The sequence below is a fragment of the Microbacterium sp. A93 genome, from assembly GCF_051842835.1.
Genome location: NZ_JBPXMT010000010.1, coordinates 240501 through 261103 on the forward strand (window position 1 = coordinate 240501; position 20603 = coordinate 261103).

General features: G+C 71.2%; 12 protein-coding genes and 1 pseudogene. 3 read left to right on the forward strand and 10 right to left on the reverse strand.

Annotated features, from left to right (window positions below):
• A pseudogene (locus ACSU1G_RS23995) lies at positions 1 to 682 on the reverse strand (MFS transporter); the annotation flags it as partial.
• Between the two features lie 39 nt (positions 683 to 721).
• A complete protein-coding gene (locus tag ACSU1G_RS24000) occupies positions 722 to 1294 on the reverse strand; it encodes an LURP-one-related/scramblase family protein (protein WP_439282533.1) in 573 nt (190 codons plus the stop codon).
• A gap of 129 nt (positions 1295 to 1423) precedes the next feature.
• On the opposite strand from ACSU1G_RS24000, the gene ACSU1G_RS24005 reads away from it, so the two are divergent.
• From ACSU1G_RS24005 to ACSU1G_RS24015, 3 genes are read left to right on the forward strand one after another with little or no spacing between them, the layout of a single operon-like run.
• Entirely contained in the window at positions 1424 to 2608 is a 1185-nt protein-coding gene (locus ACSU1G_RS24005) for an LLM class flavin-dependent oxidoreductase (protein ID WP_439282534.1), read from the forward strand.
• Positions 2605 to 3285, forward strand: coding sequence for a CE1759 family FMN reductase (locus ACSU1G_RS24010; protein WP_439282535.1), 681 nt, complete (start codon positions 2605 to 2607; stop codon positions 3283 to 3285). Before ACSU1G_RS24005 ends, ACSU1G_RS24010 begins: the two co-directional genes overlap by 4 nt.
• Entirely contained in the window at positions 3260 to 3790 is a 531-nt protein-coding gene (locus ACSU1G_RS24015) for a MarR family winged helix-turn-helix transcriptional regulator (RefSeq protein ID WP_439282536.1), read from the forward strand. Before ACSU1G_RS24010 ends, ACSU1G_RS24015 begins: the two co-directional genes overlap by 26 nt.
• On the opposite strand, the gene ACSU1G_RS24020 is transcribed toward ACSU1G_RS24015, so the two are convergent.
• From ACSU1G_RS24020 to ACSU1G_RS24055, 8 genes are all read right to left on the reverse strand, one after another.
• Positions 3780 to 4691: an SseB family protein gene (locus ACSU1G_RS24020; protein ID WP_439282537.1), complete on the reverse strand. Its 912-nt coding sequence runs from the start codon at positions 4689 to 4691 to the stop codon at positions 3780 to 3782. The genes ACSU1G_RS24015 and ACSU1G_RS24020 overlap by 11 nt on opposite strands.
• On the reverse strand, positions 4688 to 5479 hold the full coding sequence (priA, locus tag ACSU1G_RS24025; protein ID WP_439282538.1) for a bifunctional 1-(5-phosphoribosyl)-5-((5-phosphoribosylamino)methylideneamino)imidazole-4-carboxamide isomerase/phosphoribosylanthranilate isomerase PriA: 792 nt from the start codon (positions 5477 to 5479) through the stop codon (positions 4688 to 4690). The genes ACSU1G_RS24020 and priA overlap by 4 nt, the downstream gene beginning before the upstream one ends.
• 30 nt (positions 5480 to 5509) lie before the next feature.
• The gene (locus ACSU1G_RS24030) at positions 5510 to 5665 is read right to left on the reverse strand and encodes a hypothetical protein (protein WP_439282539.1); all 156 of its coding nucleotides are present in this window, start codon (positions 5663 to 5665) and stop codon (positions 5510 to 5512) included.
• Complete coding sequence (gene hisH / locus ACSU1G_RS24035; protein WP_439282540.1) at positions 5665 to 6306, reverse strand: imidazole glycerol phosphate synthase subunit HisH; 642 nt, start codon at positions 6304 to 6306, stop codon at positions 5665 to 5667. Before hisH ends, ACSU1G_RS24030 begins: the two co-directional genes overlap by 1 nt.
• The gene (gene hisB / locus ACSU1G_RS24040; protein WP_439282541.1) at positions 6303 to 6920 is read right to left on the reverse strand and encodes an imidazoleglycerol-phosphate dehydratase HisB; all 618 of its coding nucleotides are present in this window, start codon (positions 6918 to 6920) and stop codon (positions 6303 to 6305) included. The genes hisH and hisB overlap by 4 nt, the downstream gene beginning before the upstream one ends.
• A 55-nt stretch (positions 6921 to 6975) precedes the next feature.
• Positions 6976 to 13113 (reverse strand): Ig-like domain-containing protein, encoded by a 6138-nt coding sequence (locus ACSU1G_RS24045; RefSeq protein ID WP_439282542.1) that lies wholly within the window; start codon positions 13111 to 13113, stop codon positions 6976 to 6978.
• Positions 13114 to 13196: 83 nt separating this feature from the next.
• A complete protein-coding gene (locus ACSU1G_RS24050) occupies positions 13197 to 14315 on the reverse strand; it encodes a histidinol-phosphate transaminase (RefSeq protein WP_439282543.1) in 1119 nt (372 codons plus the stop codon).
• 69 nt (positions 14316 to 14384) lie between these two features.
• The gene (locus ACSU1G_RS24055; protein ID WP_439282544.1) at positions 14385 to 20555 is read right to left on the reverse strand and encodes an Ig-like domain-containing protein; all 6171 of its coding nucleotides are present in this window, start codon (positions 20553 to 20555) and stop codon (positions 14385 to 14387) included.
• Positions 20556 to 20603: the final 48 nt, after the last annotated feature.

Sequence of the window (20603 nt, forward strand, 5' to 3'; positions counted from 1 at the left end):
CTGGACCCTTAGGACCGCCCCCGTCCACGGCCCGCTGCAGGTCCTCCTGGGCCGAGTACTCGCGCTCCGTGCCGGGCCGGGCCAGGAAGGTGCCCAGCTGGGAGGAGCGGGTGGGCGGGTTGAACCACATCAGGTACAGCCCGGCGGCCACGGCGGACCAGCCCACGATCGCCAGCCCCCAGGCACTCGACCAGCTGGTGGCCACCACCGCCCCGAGGGCGGGGCCGATCATGAAGATGGTCTCGGTGATGATCGAGTCCAGGGCGAAGGCCGTCTCCCGCCGCGGCCCGTGGGTGAGCACGCCGATGGACTGGCGCACCACGGAGAACACGGGCAGGGCGAACAGCCCACCGAGGAAGGCGCCGATCAGCAGCCACGGGAAGTCCAGGAACGGCACGGCCGTCCAGACGATCCCCAGGCTCACCACGGAGGGGATCAGTGCACGCCGCAGGCCCACCCGGTCCACCAGTCGGCCGCGCCACGGGGACCCCACGGCCATCCCCAGGGTCATGGCGGCCACCGCCAGCCCGGCGGCCCCGTAGCCCTGGTCCAGGGTGACGGCCACGTGCAGGGTGAGGATGATGCCGGTGGCGGCGTTGGGGAACCGGGCGATGAAGCCGACACCGAGCACCCGGCGGATGCGGGTGTCCCGCAGCAGGTGTCCGTAGGCGGCGAAGTCCACGTGATCAGGTTACCCGGGCGTAGCCCCAGCGGTGGCGGCTCAGTCGTTGTTCCGGCGGCTCTGTTTCGCCCGGATCAGGTCCAGGGCGATCACGGAACCGATCACGGCGTAGCGCACCAGCCCGGGCATCCCGGGGTCCAGGGACAGCCCATAGCGGCTGCGGCCCATCAGCGCCTGGCCGAGTCCGGCCCACTTCCGGTTGACGGTGGCCACGGCCGTGCCGCCCGCGGTGAGCCGGAAGTCCATGCCCCTCAGGTTCCCGTCCAAGACCAGCTCGGTGCCGTCCACCACGGAGATCTGCACCGAGGTGCGCAAGAAGGTCATCCTTTGGAGGAGATCGGCGATCGGCCCACCCTGCGGATCGGTCACCCGGTAGCGGTCCCGCCCCAGGGTCATGGGGTCGTGGACGTGGAACAGGGGCGTCCCGTCCAGGTCCGTGATCTCGAACTGCCGGTTGCCACCGAAGATCCGGGAGGCCGCCGAACCCCGGGTGTGCCCGTGGGCGACCACCCGGCCCTCGGAGTCCTCCAGTGCGAAGTCGTTGGACAGGAAGCCGGTGACCTGCTGCATCACCAGCAGATCCGTGGTCTCGAGGGCGTTGGTGCTGGGCATGGACCCCAGTCTGCCGCAGGCGGGAACACACCGGGAATACTCCGCGGCACCCCGCCGTTGGACTAGGTGATTCAAATTTGCAATACTTTCATCGAGGCCACCCTCCCCGGCAGACCAGGAGTCACCCCCATGCAGTTCGGCATCTTCACCATCGGCGACATCACCACCGACCCCACCAACGGCACCGCCCCCACCGAGCACCAGCGCATCAAGGACACCGTCAGGATCGCCAAGCACGCCGAGCAGGCCGGCTTCGAGGTCTTCGCCACCGGCCAGCACCACAACCCGCCGTTCGTGGCCCCCGGCAACCCGCCCACGCTGCTGGCCTTCCTCGCCGCGCAGACCGAGAAGCTCATCCTCTCCACCGCCACCACCCTGATCACCACCATGGACCCGGTGCGTCTGGCCGAGGACTACTCGTACCTGCAGCACCTGGCGGACGGTCGCCTGGACCTGACGATGGGCCGCGGCAACACCGGCCCCGTCTACCCCTGGTTCGGCAAGGACATCCGCCAAGGCATCCCGCTGGCCGTGGAGAACTACCACCTGCTCTACCGCCTGTGGCACGAGGAGAACATCGACTGGCAGGGCCGGTTCCGCACCCCGCTGCAGGACTTCACCCTGACCCCGCAGCCGCTGGACGGCGTGGCCCCCTTCGTGTGGCACGGCTCCATCCGCTCCGCGGAGATCGCCGAGCAGGCCGCCTACTACGGTGACGGGTTCTTCCACAACAACATCTTCTGGAACAAGGAGCACATCATCCAGATGGTGCAGCTCTACCGCCAGCGCTACGAGTACTACGGCCACGGCAAGGCCCACCAGGCCTACGTGGGCCTCGGCGGCCAGGCCTTCATGGCCAAGAACTCGCAGGACGCCGTCAAGGCGTTCCGCCCGTACTTCGACAACGCCCCGGTGTACGGCCACGGCCCGTCCCTGGAGCAGTTCACCAAGATGACCCCGCTGACCGTGGGCTCCCCCCAGCAGGTCATCGAGCGCACGCTCGAGTTCCGGGACTGGGTGGGCGACTACCAGCGCCAGATGTTCCTCATGGACCACGCCGGCCTGCCCACCGACGTGGTGCTCCAGCAGCTCGACCTCATGGGCGAAGAAGTCCTGCCGGTGCTGCGCCAGGAGTTCGCAGCCCTCAAGCCCGCGGATGTTCCCGAGGCACCCACCCACGAGTTCCTGGTGGAGCGGGCCCGTCGCGGCGAGGCCCCCGTCCCCGGCGGCACCGAGGGTTCGCAGGCCTACAAGGACGCGCAGGAACGCGCCGCACAGGCCGCTCAGGAAGAATCACAGGAGGAGGCGAAGTGAGCCTCTCCCCCGAGACCACCGACCCCTTCACGCCGCAGGCCCGCCACATCGTGGTGGTCTCCGGCGGCCTGGGGGATCCCTCCTCCTCCACACAGCTGGCGCACCGGATGGCCCAGGCGGCCGCCGATCAGCTCTCGGCCGAGGGGATCGTCCCCCACGTCCACCTCGTGGAGATCCGGCTGCTGGCCACCGAGATCGCCGAGGCCACGGTGAACACCGCCCGGCCCGCCGCCCTGCAGGCGGCTCTGGACGAGGTGGAGCAGGCCGACGCCGTCGTCACCGTCTCCCCCACCTTCAAGGCCAGCTACTCGGGGCTGTTCAAGGCCTTCTGGGACCTCGTGGACAACGACGCCCTGCGCGGGGTGCCCGTGCTGCTCGGTGCCACCGGCGGCACGCCGCGACACTCCCTGATGATCGACTCGGCGCTTCGACCGCTGTTCAGCTACCTGCGCACCAAAGTCCTCTCCTCCTCCGTCTACGCCGCCTCGGACGACTGGGGTGAGGTCACCGGCGGCCAGGCATCGGCGCGCACCACGCCGCTGCAGCACCGGATCGACGCCGCCGGCGAGGACCTGGCCTCCGTGGTCGGCCGGCTGCCGGCCCGTCCACGCCGGCAGTCCGGGGAGGCCAAACCGCTGGAGGTGATCCCCTTTGACCAGCTCCTCCGTGGATACTGACGCCTGGTCCCGGACGGCCGTGCCGGGCGGTACCGAGGCCGGGCTGCCGCGGCAGGCGTGGCGGGCCTACTTCGAGGCCACCGCCCTGTTGCAGGACCGCCTGGACCGCACGCTCAAGGACGGGGCGGACCTGCACCTGGCCGACTACAACCTGCTGCTGCTGCTCTCCGAGGCCCCGGCGGGCCGGATGCGGATGGGCGAGCTGGCCCGGCTGATGGTCTTCTCCCCGTCCCGCGTCACCTACCAGGTCAAGACCTTGGAACAGCGCGGGCTGGTGGAGCGCTGCGCCGCGGCCGCGGACCGGCGCGGGGCGGAGGCCGTGATCACCGACGCCGGCCGGCATCTGTTCCGCAAGGCCGCGGCCCTGCATTCGCGCCAGGTCCAGGACCTGTTCCTCGACCGGCTTCAGCCCAGAGAAGCCGAGACGCTGTTGCGCGTGTTCTCCCGGTTGGGGCGGGGGCTCGAGGCAGGCCCGAACGGCGCACCGGGGCCCGTCAACGGCTGACGGTGATCTCCACGGAGTCGGCCTTCTGGGCCAGGGACGGCACCTCGGCCAAGACCTGCTGCAGGGTGGCGGCCATCAGCCGCAGCCCGGACTCGTCCCCCTCCTGGGCCGCCGCGGTCAGGGCGTCATCCGGATAAGCCACGAGCGCCAGCTCCGGCCCGGATCCCCCGCCGGGCAGCACGGCACCGGTGGCGGTGCGGGAGGCCACGCCGGATCCGGGCGCCAGCCCGATCCGCTGTAGCCCCGGGACCAGGTCCACGACGGAGGCCAGCTCGCCGGCCAGCACCTCGTCGGCATAGGAGGGGGTCCAGGTCTGCTGCTGGGCCAGTGCCCACACGGCGGGCCGGCGCACCACGAAGGTGCGTTCGGCGGCGGGGTCCACCACCACGAGTTCGGCGCCCTCGTCCACGGCGGACAGGCAGGCCCGCGGCATCCAGGTGGCCACGGGCCTCGCCTGCGGATGCCAGGCGGTCAACGCCGGGACGTTCGTGAACACGGGCAGGGCGGTGCGGCCGTCCGGGGCCTTGAGCGTCACGATCGCGACGTCGGCCTCCTTGTCGCCGCCGTGCTCGTCGTGCTCCGCCACGGTCGGCACCACCGCGGCGAACACCCGCATCCGGGACAGGGTGTCCACCACCTCGGGCTCCCCCGCCTCACCCGCGGCCAGCCGGTCCAGCACGGCGCCCCAGGCGGGGTCCGCCGTGCCGTCGTCGGCGTCGAAGGCGTGCAGCGGGTTCGCCGAGCCGTCGATCCCGCCGCCGGAGAGGTCCCGGCCCTCCCAAGCGACGCCCGCGGAGTCGGCCGGGCGGCCGGCGTCGTCCCGCTGTTGTTGCGGCGGCTGCCGCTGCAGGTTCCGGTTGATGGCCGCCTGGATGTGCCCGGGGAGGTGCCGTTCCGTCACGGTGCGGGGTGCTCCGCCACCGCCTGCTCGATGCTCGCACCGCTGGCCACGGCCAGGGCCTGCTCGAGGGTGAAGCGCCCGGCGTAGAGGGCCTTGCCCATGATGGCTCCCTCCACTCCGACGATCCCGTCTGCGGAGCCGACGCCGACCATCGCGTACAGCGCGGCGATGTCCTCCAGCGAGGAGATGCCGCCGGAGGCGATCACGGGCTGGGCGGTCCGGGTGGCGACCTCGGCCAGCAGCTCGGTGTTCGGGCCCTTCAGGGTGCCGTCCTTGGTGACGTCCGTGACCACGTAGCGGGGGCAGCCGGCCTCCTCGAGGCGGGCCAGCACCTCCCAGAGGTCCCCGCCCTCCTTCGTCCAGCCGCGGGCGGCCAGCGTGGTGCCGCGCACGTCCAGCCCGACGGCGACCTGCTCGCCGTAGCGCTCGATGACCCGCGCCGTCCACTCCGGGTCCTCCAGGGCGGCGGTGCCCAGGTTCACCCGCGCGGCGCCCATGGACAGGGCATTCTCCAGGGAGGCGTCATCCCGGATCCCGCCGGAGAGCTCGATCTTCACGCCCAGCTCGGTGACCACGCGGGACATGACCTCACGGTTGTCACCGCGACCGAAGGCGGCGTCCAGATCCACGAGGTGGATCCACTCGGCACCGGCCTGCTGCCAGGCCAGGGCGGCCTCCAGCGGGTCGCCGTATCCGGTGGCGGAGCCGGCCTCGCCCTGGACCAGGCGCACGGCCTGACCGTCCTGGACATCAACGGCGGGCAACAGCTCAAGCTTCTTCTGGGTCATCAAGGGGTCCTCTCGGGTGCGGAAACGAAATTACAGAGCCAGCAGAATGCCGGCCAGGATGGCCATCACGGCGCACAGGACGAAGCCGATCTGCAGCCAGAGCGGGAACTCCTGCTTGCGCAGGGAGTAGGCGCCGCCGAGCAGTAGCCCGCCCAGGGCGATCAGCAGAGTGGTCCAGTACGGCATTACAGGGTCTCCAACCAGTTGGTGAGCAGCTGCATGCCGGCGTCCCCGGACTTCTCCGGGTGGAACTGGGTGGCGGACAGCGGGCCGTTCTCCACGGCGGCGATGAAGTCGGCCCCGTGGTGGGACCAGGTGACCTGCGGCGGGTTCATGGCCTGATGGGTGGCCTCGAAGCTCCAGTCCAGCACGCCGTAGGAGTGCACAAAGTAGAAGCGCTCGTCCTCGATCCCGCGGAACAGCTGCGAGCCGGCCGCCGGACTCACGGTGTTCCAGCCCATGTGCGGGACGATCCTCGCCGGCAGGGCCTCCACCACGCCGGGCCACTCGCCCATGCCCTGGGTGCGCACCCCGTGCTCCACCCCGGCGTCGAACAGGATCTGGTGGCCCACGCAGATCCCGAGCACGGGACGGCCACCGGCCACCCGGCGGCCGATCCAGCGGGTCGCACCGATCTTCTGCAGGGCGGCCATCACCGAGGCGAAGGCGCCCACGCCGGGGACCACGAGCCCGTCCGCGTTCATGACGGTGTCCGCGTCCGCGGTCAGCTCGGCGTCCGCCCCGGCACGCTGCAACGCACGGACGGCGGAGTGGGTGTTGCCGGAGCCGTAGTCCAGGACGGCGATCCTCGGGCGGGAACCCGTCACAGGGCGCCCTTCGTGGACGGCACGCCGGTCACCCTCGGATCGTCCTCCACCGCGGCGCGCAGGGCGCGGGCGAAGGCCTTGAACTGGGATTCCACGATGTGGTGCGGGTCCCGGCCGCGGACCACGTCCATGTGCAGGCAGATGGACGCGTGGTACGTGATGGACTCGAAGACGTGGCGGGTCATGGAGCCGGTGAAGTGCCCGCCGATCAGGTGGTACTGCTGGCCTTCGGGCTCACCCTCGTGGACCAGGTACGGACGGCCGGAGACGTCGACGACGGCGCGCGCCAGCGCCTCGTCCAGCGGCACCGAGGCCTCGCCGAAGCGGCGGATGCCCGCCTTGTCCCCCAGCGCCGTCTTGAGCACCTCGCCGAGGGTGATGGCCACGTCCTCCACCGTGTGGTGCACGTCGATGTGGGTGTCCCCCGTGGCCCGCACCGTCAGGTCGATCTGGGAGTGCTTGGACAGGGCGGTGAGCATGTGGTCGTAGAACGGCACGCCGGTGGAGATCTCCGAGGTCCCGGTTCCGTCCAGGTCCATCTCGAGGTAGACATCGGACTCGGACGTGGTCCGCTGCATCCGTGCCCTGCGGCCGGAGATCAGCTCTGCGCCCATGGTGGCAACTCCTAGTGTGGGTGGGTGGGGATCCGGTGGTCCAGTCTACCGGTGCTCAGCGCCACGGGGCGTGGATGCGGTTGGTCACCGTACCGCCGATCTCGATCCACACCGCCGAGAGGGCATCGTGCGGCTGGCACCCGACGTTGCCGTTCACGAGCCGGCCCTGTGCATCCGCGATGAAGTCCACATCGCCCGGATACCAGGAGGTCTCCCGGCCGTCCTCGGCCCTGATGCCCCGGCAGGTGCCGCCGGTCACGGCCTGGTGGGGTTCGAAGCCGCGGGCGTTGAGCACCGAGTAGTGGCAGTTCTTGAAGGCGCTGTCGCCGCCGCAGGCCTCCGGGTCCCCGAAAGCCGCCCCGAGGGCGAGACTGGTCGTGGGGTCGGGCACCCGTTGAGAGGTGGCCTTGCGTTCTGAGCTGGCGCAGTCACCGCCGGCGCACACCGTCACCTCCAGGGTGTAGCCCGTGGCCGGGCGGACCCACTCGGTGGTGTGCGAGCCGCTGTTCTGGATCTGCCGGCCGTTGAGGGTGGTGGTCATAGTGGCGTTGCGCCCGTTGCCGGCGGTGGCCGTGTTGGTGCCCCAGGAGAACGCGACGCGGCCCTGGCTCGCCGTGGCCGTGACGGCCGGCGGCTTCAGCGGCCCGTAGGCGTTGGCCGTGGAGACCTTCTGGGAGGTGCCCACCCCGGCCGCGTTCTTGGCCCGTACCGTCAGCGGGTAGCTGGTGCCGTTGGCCGGGACCGTGATGGTCCCGGAGGTGCTGGACCCGAGGCTGGCCCACCCTCCGCCGAGGGAGTACTCATAGCTCACGGGTGAGCCGTTGCTGGCGGCGCCGCTGAAGGAGATCGTCAACGCGCGGTCGGTGCCGGTGGCCGAAGTGCTCAGACCGGTGATCGCACCGGGACGACCGAAGGGGGTCACCGCCGCGGAGGCGCCCGACGCCGGGGAATCGCCCTTGATGTTGTGGGCCACCACCGTGAAGGTGTACGACGTGGACTTGTCCAGTCCGGACCAGGAATACGACGTGTTGCCGGCGGCCACCTTCTGGGTTTCGACGACCGACCCGCCGGCGTGGGCGCGCACGGTGTAGCCCGTCAGGGACGCCCCGTTGTCGTCCGCCGCGGACCACGCGAGCCGCACCACGCCGCCGCTGACCACGGACTCGTCCTTGACCGCCGAGGGGGTCCCCGGTGTGAGCGGCTTGCCGGCCGGGATCGCGTCGGTGGACCAGCCGGACCACTCGGAGGGTTCCTCCGCCTGGTTGACCGCCTGGATCCGGAACCGGTAGGGCACGCCGTTGCCCAGCCCGTCCCAGCGCAGGGTGGTCCCCGCCCCGGTGGTGCGCGTGGTGGACCCGCCCAGTGCCGGGGAGACCTGCACCCGGTACTCGGTGATCGCCGAACCCCGGTTCTGCGGGGTCGTCCAGGTCAGATCCACCACGCCGTCCCCGGCGGTCGGGGTGGGGGCCACCGGCATCTCCGGACGGACGTCCGGGATCGCGGGGGCCGAGGTGCCGGAGGGATCCGAATCGCCCACCTCGTTGGCGGCCGTGACCGAGAAGCGGTGCTCGACCGCATTGGCCAGCCCGGTGACCGTGCAGGAGGTGGCGGCGCAGTCCTGGGTGGAGCCCGTCGTCGTGTCCGTCACCGTGTAACCGGTGATCGGCGCGCCGTTGTCCGGGGGCGCGGCCCAGGACAATGAGACCTCGCCGTCCTCGACCCCTTCGACCCGCGGGACCCCGGGGGCGCCGGGGGCGGCCTTGACCACCACGGTGATGGTGCCCTGCGCCTGACGCATCGGGTCACCGGTGATGTCCTCGATCCCGTAGGTGACCTGCATCCGTCCCGAGTAGTCCGCGTCCGGGGTGATGGTGACCGTGGCGCCGTCCGTCTCGGCCGTCCCGGATCCGGTGGTCGCGGCAGCGGAGATGACCGTCAGGGGGCCCTCCTCGGCGAACGGATTCACGTCATTGGCCAGCACGTCCACCGTGACCGGCTCGCCGGCCCGCCCCTCCGGCACCTGGTCGTCCAGCGCCCGGGGGGCAGGGCGGGAGGTGCCCACCACACTCACGGAGATCTCCGCCGGCACCGGGTCCGAGGAGCCGTCGGTGGCGGTGAAGCGCACCGCCCCGGAGGAGCCCCGCTCGGCATTGGTCGAGGGGATCACCGTCAGCACGGTCCCGTCCAGGTCCGCGCTGATCTCGCCGGTGGCCTCGCCCAGCGCGAGGGTGAGCTCGTCGCCATCCGGATCGCGGACCAGCGGTGCCAGGTCCAGGTGGACCGGGTCCCCGCCCTGCTCCACCTCCAGGGAGCTGGACTGGACCGAAGGTGGGCTGTTCTGTTCCGGCCGCGGGGTCACCGTGACGGGGAGGGAGAGCGTGGAGACGAGCCCGTTCGGGTCACCTCCACCCTCACCGTCCGTCACGGTGACGTTGACCGAGGCGCCCCCGGAGTAGGCCTCGTCAGCGGTGAAGACGATCTCGGTGGCCGAGTCGATGTCCAGACGGGCGGAGGCCGGCGCCGCCGTCGCGGCGTCGTCGCCGTTCAGCCTCGGGGTCCGGCCGTCCCGGACACCGATGTGGTCCCTCAGGTCCACCCGCAGCGGCTCCCCCGCCATCACCTCGAGGGGTTCCGCGGTGGTCAGCCACGGGGCCCTGGCATCCTGGCCCGGGATGAGGATGAAGGCATGGCCGGTGCCACCGTCCACGTCGGTCACCGTGTACATCAGCGTCTGGGCGTCCTGGGCCACGGGGACCACGATCTGGTCGTCCTGGACGCGCGCCCCGGCCTCCTCGGTGGCCGGATCGAGGGAGATCTCGAGGTCACCGACGGCGCCGTCCGGGTCCTCGTCGTTCTCGAGTACCGGGACGGCGACCTGCTCCCGGTCCGCGATCTGCTCCACGCCGACCGAGTCGTCCCGGGCGATCGGTGGCATCAGGGGCGCCTCCGGGTCCACCGTGATGGAGAGGTTCGCGGTGTCCGTGGCCCCCGCGGGATCGGCGGCGGTGTACTGCAGGTTCACGTGGCCGGCCTGTTCCGGGGCCGTGACCCGCACGAGGCCGTCGACGATCTCTACCGCCGTCTCGGGCACCGAGGACTGGAAACCGCCCTGCACCAGGGCGACGGGGTCCCCGTCCGGATCGGCGTCGTTGACCAGCACGTTGGTGGTGAAGGTCCGGCCGGGCCGGACCGCCACGGAGTCGTCGAGGGCCACCGGCGGGTGGTTCGTGGCGGAGGGCTGGGCGATCCCGACGGAGACGGTTCCGGTGGCGGTGGCTCCCAGCCGGTCGACGACCTGGTAGGTGAAGGTGTCCGTGCCCGCCGCGGTGTCGGTGGCCGTGTACACGAGCCGGCCCTCCTCCATCCGCACCGAGCCCTGGACCGGGGGTGATTGCACGCCCACCAGGGTCACCGAGTCCCCGTCCGGGTCCACGCCGTGGAGGTCGAAGGGCACGGTGACCGCGTTGCCGGCCAGGACCCGGACCTGGACGCTCGGCGGCACGGGCGGGTTGTTCGCGGCACGGTCCATGGGCGTGACCGTGAACTCCACCGGGGCGGCGGCCCTCTGGCCATCCGGGCCGACGACCTCGTAGGAGACGCTGACCCGGCCGGCCTCGTGACCGGCCCGGAACCTCAGCCGTCCGTCCGAGACGAAGGCCCGGCCCTGCCCCTCGCCGGGGCCCTCCACCAGGTCCGGCGCCAGGGTGAGCTCCTCCTGGTTGGGGTGGATGTCATTCGCCAGGACGTCCACGGTGATGATGTCCCCGACGCGGACGGTGGCGGAGTCCGCCACGGCCACGGGCGGCTGGAGGACCTCGGGGGCGGGCAGCGGGACCACCGTGACCTCGCCGATGGACGTACCGTGGGCGTTGGCCACCCGGTAGCTGAAGGTCACCGGGGCGCTCAGCCCCCCGCTGTCCACCACCCGGACGTGGTGGAAATCCTCGACGGCGACGGTCACGGGCGGGGACTGGCCCCCCGAGGACTCGACGCCCTCGACCCCCTGGACCACCAGCAGGCCGCCCGAGGGGTCGGTGTCGTTGCCCAGCACGTTGACCAGGACGTCCCCGCCGGCCGGCAGCAGGGCGGTATCCCGGACGGCCACCGGCAGGCCGGCGTCCTCCTCCTCGGCCAGCACGTCCACCCGGATCAGTCCGGGCGCGGAATCGAACTCGTTGGCGGCCACATACTCGAGGTAGTACGTCCCCGGCGCCTGCCCGGCGATCTGGACGGTCCCGGCCGTGGTGCTGTAGGAGACCTCCAGCTCGGGCAGGCTGCCCACGTACGCCAGTCGCAGCTGCCCACCGATCGGGTCCTCGTCATTCTCCAAGGGGTGCAGTGTCCCCTCCTGGCCGGCCCGGATGGTCACGTGGTCCGCCTGGGTCACCGGTGGTTGGATGCCGCCGCGTTCCATCACCTCCACGTTGACCTTGCCGGTGGTGGCCTCCCGGCCGTCGGAGACGGTGACCTGGATCTCGCGGGTCCCCGGCTCGCCGGTGTTGTCCTGGAAGGTCAGCTCGCCGTCGGGGCGGGTCCGGACGCTGTCCGGGTCGTCGGCGGCCGCTCCGGTGAGCTGCAGGTCATCACCGTCCGGGTCCAGCCAGTCCGTCAGGACCTGCGCGGTCACGGACTCACCGGCCGGCACGCGCAGCACCGGGATGCGCTCCTGGGTGGGGGCGCCGTTCTGGGACTCCGGCACCACCCGCAGCTGGATCTGCGCGGTGTCGGTCCCACCCCGGCCGTCATCAGCCACGTAGGAGATCTCCTCCGAGCCGCTGGCGGACTCCGGCACCACGACCTGCATCCCCACACCGTCGAGGATGCGCTGGACGGTGCCCACCCCCGGCTGGTCCCCGTCCAGACGTGCCGTGAGCACGTCACCATCCGGGTCAGAGTCGTTGAACAGCACGGGCAGCTGGGTGGTCCGCCCCGCCCGGACCCCGAAGGTGTCGTCCACGGCCACGGGCGGTCGGTTCTCCTCCTGCCGGTCCGGCAGGACGGTCTGCTGGGTGACCTCGTCCGATTCCTCCTCCTGCTCGTCCCCCTCACCCTTCGGCGGCTCCAGGTCCTCCCAGTTGGACACCACCCTCATCTGCTCGAGGACCATCCACGTGGTGCCGGCGCCGGTGTCATTGAGCACCACCCGGTCCCGGTTCACCCGGAAGACCAGTTCGCCGCCGGACTGGAACTGCGGCAGGGGCACGATCTGGTCCTGCCCCTCGCCCTCACAGTCGCGCAGGTAGTGGCCGGTCTGCGCGGAGGCGGCGTGGACACAGTCGCCCACCCGCACCGGCGCCGTGGCGCCGGCGGCCGCGGTGACTCCGGCCGGCTGGGAGGATCCGGCACCGGGGTCCGCCGGGTCGGCCAGCTGCAGGGAGGTGACCTCGCCGCTGCCCAGATCTACGGAGAGCAGGTCCCGGCCGGTGGCCAGGGCGACCCGGTCTGCCGCCGGGCCCGGGGGCTGGGGCACGGCCCCGACGAGACGGTTGTCCTGGGCGGCGCCGCCCGGCCACGCCAACCGGCCGGCGGCGGAATCCACGACGACGGCCACCTCACCCACGGCGGTCACGGTGGGCTCGGACATCTCCCGGAGGCCCTCTACGTCCTGCCGGTCGGCCTCCGAGAAGGCTCCGCCCGCCCTCTCGGGGGCTTCGAACCGGTGCACGGTCCCCTCGTGGAGATCGGCGACCAGGGTGTGGCCGTCCAGGGTGGTGGTGGAGGCCACCGCCCCCTCCGACTCGTAGAGGGGGTCTTCGGCGGAGACCTGGGGAGCCGGGTCCACGGTGCCGGCGAACACGGTGCCCTCCTGGGGGTTGCTCGCTGACACCACCCCGCCGCCCAGCGCGAACCCGTCGGTGGCGGGCATCATGACCTGATCGCCCACGGCCATGGCGGTGACGTCGATTCCCGTCAGGGCCCCGGACGCGGGGTCGAGCATGAGCACCGTGCCGTCCTGCTGGTGCAGGTCGTACTGCTCCACGGGTGGCTTGAGGCCGCCGTCCAGGGTGGAGGAGTCATAGTTGAGGTGACCGAGGTATCCGCCCTCGTCATAGGTCACCCAGATGCCGCCGTCGTGCAGGTCGACCTCGGCGGTCTCGAACCCGGGGTAGAGGAAGGCGCCGGTGGCCACGACGGCCCCCACGGCCGAGAAGGCCACCGGGGTCCGGACAGACCTCCAGCCCCGCTGCGCCACCGCGATCCACCTCGACTCAGAATGGGCCGGACTCTCCCGCGGAGCCGGACACCCGGGTCAAGTATAGGGGTGGCACTCCGGCGTCAGATGCCGCCCAGGACCTCTCGCAGCGCGTCGAGGAACGCGGTGGTCTCCGCCTCGGTGCCGGCGGTGACGCGCAGGTGGTGGGCGATGCCGACGTCCCGCACCAGCACGCCGTGGTCCAGCAGGCCCTGCCAGGTGGCGTGGGCGTCCTCCAGCCCGCCGAAGAACACGAAGTTCGAGTCCGAGACGGCCGGGCTCAGGCCCATGCCGCGCAGCCCCTCCACGATCCGGTCCCGCTGGGCCTTGATGTCCTCCACGGTCTCCAGCAGCACGTCATAGTGCTGCAGGGCGGCGTTGGCCGTGGCCTGGGAGACGGCGGAGAGGTGATAGGGCAGGCGGACCAGCCGCAGGGCATCGCTGACCTCGGGGGCGGCCGCGAGGTAGCCGAGCCGGGCACCGGCCAGGGCGAAGGCCTTGGACATGGTGCGGGTGACCACCAGGCGCGGCCTGCCGGGGAGCAGCGCGAGCGCGGATCCGGTGCCGGCGAGGGCGAACTCGGCGTAGGCCTCATCCACGATCACGATGCCCTGGTAGGCCTCGGTCGCCTGGTAGACGGCTTCCACGACGTCCAGCCCCAGGGCCGTGCCGGTGGGGTTGTTCGGCGAGCACAGCAGCACCAGGTTCGGGCGGTGCTCGGCGACCTGGGCCGCGGCGGACTCTGCGGTCAGGGAGAAGTCCTCGCCCCGTACCCCGGCCAGGTAGGCGGTGTCCGTGCCGGCGGCCAGCAGCGGGTACATGGAGTAGGTGGGCGGGAATCCCATCACGGTGCGTCCGGGGCCGCCGAAGGCCTGCAGCAGCTGTTGCAGGATCTCATTGGATCCGTTGGCGGCCCACAGCTGCGTCTCCGAGAGTCCGTGCCCCAGGTACTCCGCCAGCCGCTTGCGCAGCTCGGTGAACTCACGGTCCGGGTACCGGTTCAGCGACCCGGCGGCCGCGGCCACCGAGGCGGTGATCGCGTGCACCACCTCCTCGGGCACCGGATGGGTGTTCTCGTTGGTGTTCAGGGTGACGGGCACGTCCAGCTGGGGCGCGCCGTAGGGGCTCAGCCCCCGCAGGTTCTCGCGCAGGGGCAGGGCCGCCAACGCCTCAGGGGATGACTGGGAATCCGTGGTACTCACCCGAGACAGCCTAGGCCGTCACCCCGGCCCACGCCTCCGCATGTCGGCCGGCGACCTGCCACGCAAGGACTAGTCCCCGGGCCCCTGGATCCGGTTGGACTCGATGCCGTGGCTCGTCAGATCCAGCCAGATCTGCCGGTGGCCGTCGTGGGCGATGCAGTTCGTGTTGTTCTGGGTGGCCGACCCGGTGGAGTCAACGGTGACGGTGTAGTCACCGAAGTTGAAGATCTCCCCGGGACGGTCGGTGCTGGATGATCCGATCGCGGTACACGTGTAGTTGATCGTGGTGCCCGGGTCGAAGTTGGAGAAGGTCTTGTTGGTCAGCCAGCAGTCCGTGAACTCGCCCGTAGCGCACCGGGCGAAGTTCGCGGCACTGCCGCCACGGGAGATGCTCACGCTGGGATCCGGGATCGCCTGAGAGGTGGCGGACGTGGTCACGGTCTCACAGCTGGAGGTCCCGGTGACACAGACGGTCAGGGTCATCGTGTATTTGGTCGCGGCGCGGGTCCGTGCCGTGGTGTGCGAGCCGCTGTTGTCCACCGTGGAGGAGTTGACCTTCGGCGTGACCGTGACGGACCGTCCGTTGCCGATGGTCGAGGTGTTGGTCGGGCTCCAGGTGAACTTCACGCTCCCCTGTTGCGGCGTGGCCCGGAGGGTGGGCATGACGAAGGGGCCGTACGCCACGCCGGTGGCCACCGTCTGGGACGTCCCGGAGCCCGCAGCGTTCGTGGCCCGCACCGTGAGCTGGTAGCTGCTGCCGTTGGCGGGGACCGTGATGGTGTCCGAGGTGGCGGACCCCAGACTGGACCAGCCGCCGCCGAGGTTGTACTGGTAGGTCACCGGCGAGCCGTTGCTAGCCGCCCCGGAGAAGGAGATCTTCAGCTGCCGGTCGGACCCGGTCGCCTGGGTGGTGAGTCCGCTGACGGCTCCGGGCCGCCCGTAGGGCGTCACGGTGGCGGACCGGCCCGACGACGGCGAGGCACCCTTCGCGTTCGTGGCCACCACTGAGAAGGAGTAGGCCGTGGACTTCCCCAGGCCCGACCAGTTCAGGGAGGTGGCCCCCGGGGCCACGGACTGCGACTGGGACGAGCCACCCCCGTGCGCCGTGACGGTGTAGTTCTTCAGGGCCGCACCGTTGTCATCCGCCGCCGCCCAGGACACCCGGACCACCCCGCCGTCGACCGCGGACTCGTCCCGCACCGCACGCGGGGTGCCGGGGGCGAAGGGCTTGCCGGCCGGCGTCGCGGCGACGGACCAGGCGGACCATTCGGAGGGCTCCTCGGCCTGGTTCACGGCCTGGATGCGGAACTGATAGGCCATGCCGTTGCTCAGTCCGTCCCAACTCAGGGACGTGCCGGCACCGGCCGAACGCAGGCTGCCGCCGGCCGGAGCCGGGGTCATCTGCACGCGGTAGTCGGTGATCGCCGAGCCGCGGTTCTCCGGCGGCGTCCACTGCACGGCCACCACACCGTCTCCTGCCTCAGCGCTGGGCGGGCCGGGCTGCTCCGGACGCACGTCCGGGATGGCGGGGGCCGAGCTGCCCGAGGGATCGGACTCGCCCACGGAGTTGGTGGCCGTGACGGTGAACCGGTGTTCCACGGCATTCGTGAGGTCCGAGAGCGAACACGCCGTCGAGGCGCACCCCTGGGTCCGGCCGGTCGAGGTGTCTGTGACGGTGTAGCCGGTGATGGGGTCGCCGTTGTCCGGCGGGGCGGCCCAGGACAGTTCCACCGTCTGGTCTCCCACGGACTCGATCCGGGGCACGCCGGGGACACCCGGGCGGTCCTTGACCACCACCGTGATGTTCCCCTGGACCTCGCGGCTCGGATCGTCGGTGATGTCCTGGATCGTGTAGGCCACCTGCATCCGCCCCGAGTAGTCCGCCCCCGGGGCGACCGTCACGGTGGTGCCGTCCGTGGTGGCCGTGCCCGTCCCGATGGTCACCTGCGCCCCGGTCACGGTCAGCGGTCCCTCACCCTCGAAGGGGTTGACGTCGTTCTCGAGCACGTTGACCGTGACCGGTTCGCCGGACCGGGCCTCCGGGACGGAGTCGTCCAGCGCGCGTGGCAGTTCCCGGGAGGTGCCGACGATGTCGACGGTGATCTGCGCCGAGACGGGATCCGCCTCGCCGTCGCTCACGGAGAACGCCACGGTGCCGGTGGTGCCGCGCTCCGCGTTCGTGGAGGGTGTGACGGTCAGCTCGGTCCCCGCCAGCTCGGCCGCGAACTCGCCGCCGACCTGACCCCGGGTGAAGGTGAGCTCGTCGCCATCGGCGTCCGTGGCCAGGGGGGCCAGGTCCAGGGTGACCGCCTCCCCGCCCTGTTCGATCTGCATCGAGCTGGACCGGGCGGTGGGCGGGTTGTTCTCCTCCGGGCGCGGCTCCACCCGGACGGGGATGGACAGGGTGGAGACCAGGCCGTTGGGGTCCGATCCACTCTCGCCGTCCGTGACGGTGACGTTGACCGAGGCGCTCCCGGCGTAGTCCGCCGGGGCCGTGAAGCGGACCTCCGTGGCTGAGGAGACCGTGAAGGCGGCCGAGGCCGGGGTGGCCGAGGCGGCGGAGTCCCCCGTGAGGCGCGGCGTCCGGCCCTCCCGCACGCCGATGTGATCCGTGAGGTCGACCCGAAGCTCCTCGCCCGCCATGACGCGCAGCGGTTCGCTGGTGGTCAACCACGGTGCGCGGTGGTCATGGCCGGGCACGAAGACGAAGGCCCGGCCGATGCCCCCGTCGATGTCGGTGAGGGTGTACATGAGGACCTGTGCCGCGTCCTGGACGGGAATGACCAGGTGGTTGCCGTCCACCCGGGCGCCGGCCGCCGTGGCGGCCTCATCGAGGGCCAGCTCCAGGTCCTCCACGGCGCCGTCCGGGTCCTCATCGTTGTCCAACACCGAGACGGAGACCTGCTCACGGCCGTTGATCTCCTCCGCCCCCACCAGGTCGTCGCGGGCGACGGGCGGCATCAGCGGCGCCTCCTGGTCGACGCGGATCGAGAGGTTCGCCGTGTCCGTGGCCCCGGCCGGATCCGTGATGGTGTAGCCGATGTTCAGGAAGCCCTCGGTCTCCGGGGTCACCACCCGGACCCTCCCGTCCACGATGTCCACGGGCACCTCGGGCTGGCTGGCGGTGAACCGGCCGTTCACGAGCGTCACCTGATCCCCGTCCGGATCCGCGTCATTGGCCAGCACGTTGGTGGTGAAGGTCCGGCCCGGCCGCACCTCCACGGAATCGTCGAGGGCCACCGGCGGATGGTTCGTGTTGAGTGGTTCGGCGATCCCGATGGTCGCGGTGCCCGTGGCCTGTGCGCCCAGCCGGTCGGCCACCGCATAGGTGAAGGAGTCAGAGCCCGTGGCCGCATCCGAGGCCGTGTAGATCAGCTGCCCCTTCTCCATCCGGACGGACCCCTGACTCGGCGGGGACTGCACCCCCTGCAGCGTCACGGAATCGCCGTCCGGGTCGATGCCGTCCAGCGGGATGGGGACCACCACGGACTCACCGACCAGCACGCGGGCGGAGACCGAGGAGGGCACCGGTGGGTTGTTGGCCTCCCGGTCCATCGGCGCGACGGTGAGGTCCACGGTGGCCGAGGCCTCCTGCCCATCCGGGGCCCGGACCGTATAGGCCAGGGTGACCCGTCCGGGGTCATCGCCGGCCCGGAAGCGGACCTTGCCGTCGGAGGTGAAGCCGATGCCCTTCCCCTCCGCCGCCTGACGGTCCAGTGTGGGGACCAGGGTGAGCTGCTCCTGGTGGGGGTGGGAGTCGTTGGCCAGGACGTCGACGGTCACCACGTCACCCACGCGTACGGTGGCCGCGTCCGCGACGGCCACGGGAGGCTGCATGACCTCGGGTTCGGGCAGCGGGATCACCGTCACCTCACCCTCGGAGGTGCCCTCCGCGTTGGAGACCAGATAGGTGAAGGTGGCGGGCCCGGTCATGCCGCCGGTGTCCACGACCCGGATATGGTTCAGGTCCTCGACCGCCATCTTCACAGGCGCCAGGGCACCGGATTCAGTGGTCGCCTCCCCCACCCCCTGCACCACGAGGACACCACCGCTGGGATCGGTGTCGTTGCCCAGGACATTGACCAGCGTCTGCCCGCCGGCCGGCACCAGGGCGATGTCCCGGACGGCGACCGGCAGGCCAGCCCCGTCCTCCGGTTCGAGGACGTCCACGCGGATCAGGCCGGGGGCCGAATCGTAGTCATTGGCCGCCAGGTACTCCACGTAGTACGTGCCGGGGGTCTCCGAGTACCACGTCACCGATCCGCCGGCGGTGGAATAGTCCAGCTCCGCGTTCGGAACGGGTCCCACGTGGGCCAGCCTGAGCTGGCCACCGAGCGGGTCGGTGTCGTTCTGCAGGGGGGAGAACGTGATGTCCTGCCCGGCCGGCACGGTGACGTGATCGGCCTGGGTGATCGGCGGGTGGATCGAGCCCCGTTCGAGGACCTCGACCTGGACCGTGCCGGAGGTGGACTCGCGGCCGTCGGAGACCGTGACCGCAAGCTCCTTCCGGCCGGCCTCACCCGTATTGTCCTGGAAGGTCAGGGTGCCGTCCGGCCTGGTCCGCACCGAGTCCGGTTCCTCGGCCAGTGCCCCCACGAGCTGGAGATCGTCCCCGTCGGGATCGATCCAGTCGGTCAGGACCTGGCTCGTCACGGACTCGCCGGCCGGCACCCGCAGCACCAACGTCCGCTCCTGCCTCGGGGCGGTGTTCTCGCTGTCCGGGACCACCCGCAGGGAGACCTGCGCCGCATCGGTACCACCTCGACCGTCGTCCGCCACGTAGGTGATCTCGGCCCGCCCGCCGGCAGACTCCGGGACGACGATCTGCAACCCGATCCCGTCGATGATCTCCTGCACCGTGCCCACGGACGGCTGCTCACTGTCCAGCGAGGCGATCAGGACATCACCGTCGGGATCCGAGTCGTTGAACAGGACCGGCAGTTGGGTGGTCCGGCCCGGGCGGACCCCGTAGCTGTCATCCACGGCCACCGGCGGACGGTTCTCCTCCTGCCGCTCGGGCAGCGCCGTCTCCTGGGTGACCTCGTCAGACTCCTCTTCCTTCTCCTCGCCCTCGCCCTTCGGCGGTTCGAGATCCTCCCAGTTGGCCACGACCTTCATCTGGTCCAGGACCATCCAGCTGGTGCCGGACTCCGTGTCGTTGAGCACCACCTGGTCACGGTTGACCCGGAAGACCAACTGCGAGCCCCCGCTCAGGTCCGGGATCGGCACGATCTGGTCCTGGGCCTCACCCGCGCAGTCCTGCAGGTAGTGACCCGTCACCGCCGAGGCAGCGTGGAAGCACTCGCCGACCCGCACGGGGGCCGTGGCGCCCGCCTCCGCCGAGGCTCCCGGGGAGGTGGATCCCGCAGAGGAGGTGGATCCCGCAGAGGAGGTGGATCCCGCCGAGGGATCCTCCGGAGGCACCAGGGGAAGGGAGCGGATCTGACCGTCGGACAGCTCGACCGTCAGGAGTTCCCGCGCGGTGGACAGGGCGATCTGGTCAGACGCGGGGCCGGCCGGTTGGGGCACCGCACCCACCAGACGCCCGTCCTGGATGGTCCGGCCCGGCCAGCTCACCGTTCCCGACTCGGAGTCCACCACCACGGCACGATCCCCCACCGCCACGACCTGCGGATCCGTCAGCCCCGACAGTCCGTCCAGTGCCTCACGGCGGGTTTCCACCAGCGAGGACGCCGGACCGCCGTCCTCCGCACCGAAACGGATGATCTCCTCGGAGTCGAGGTCGGCGACCAGCACCTCGCCGGTCATCGAGGTGGTCGAGGCGACCGCGCCCTCGGCTTCGTAGAGGGGTTCCTCGGTGGGCCACTGCGGAGCCGGGTCCGCCGTCCCCGCGAAGACCGTCCCCTCCTCGGGGTTGCTCACGGAGATGATCCCTCCACCCAGGGCGAAGTCCTGGGTCGCCGGTGCCATGACCTGGTCACCGGAAGCCATGGATGCGGTGTCGACGCCGGTCAGCGCCCCCGATGCGGGGTCCAGCATCAGAGCGGTGGCTCCCTGCTGGTGGAGCTGGACGTCTTCTACGGGGGGCCGGAATCCGCCGTCCAAAATGTGCGACTCGTGGTTGAGGTGGCCCACGTATCCGCCGCTATGATGCGTGACCCAGATCCCGGCATCGTGCAGGTCGAGGTCAGCGGTGTTGAATCCGGGGTACAGGAGGGCTCCGGTGGCCACCAGGGCGCCGATCGCGGAGAAGGCGACGGGAGCGGTCGCTCGCCTCATGCGCCGCCGATCGATCCCCATGCTGCCCCCGTGGTGCTGACGGGCCGC

Coding starts and splice junctions, on each gene's coding strand:
- ACSU1G_RS24000 (WP_439282533.1), bottom strand. CDS start 1,294: ATGCCCAGCACCAACGCCCTCGAGACCACGGATCTGCTGGTGATGCAG.
- ACSU1G_RS24005 (WP_439282534.1), top strand. CDS start 1,424: ATGCAGTTCGGCATCTTCACCATCGGCGACATCACCACCGACCCCACC.
- priA (WP_439282538.1), bottom strand. CDS start 5,479: ATGACCCAGAAGAAGCTTGAGCTGTTGCCCGCCGTTGATGTCCAGGAC.
- ACSU1G_RS24030 (WP_439282539.1), bottom strand. CDS start 5,665: ATGCCGTACTGGACCACTCTGCTGATCGCCCTGGGCGGGCTACTGCTC.
- hisB (WP_439282541.1), bottom strand. CDS start 6,920: ATGGGCGCAGAGCTGATCTCCGGCCGCAGGGCACGGATGCAGCGGACC.
- ACSU1G_RS24055 (WP_439282544.1), bottom strand. CDS start 20,555: ATGAGGCGAGCGACCGCTCCCGTCGCCTTCTCCGCGATCGGCGCCCTG.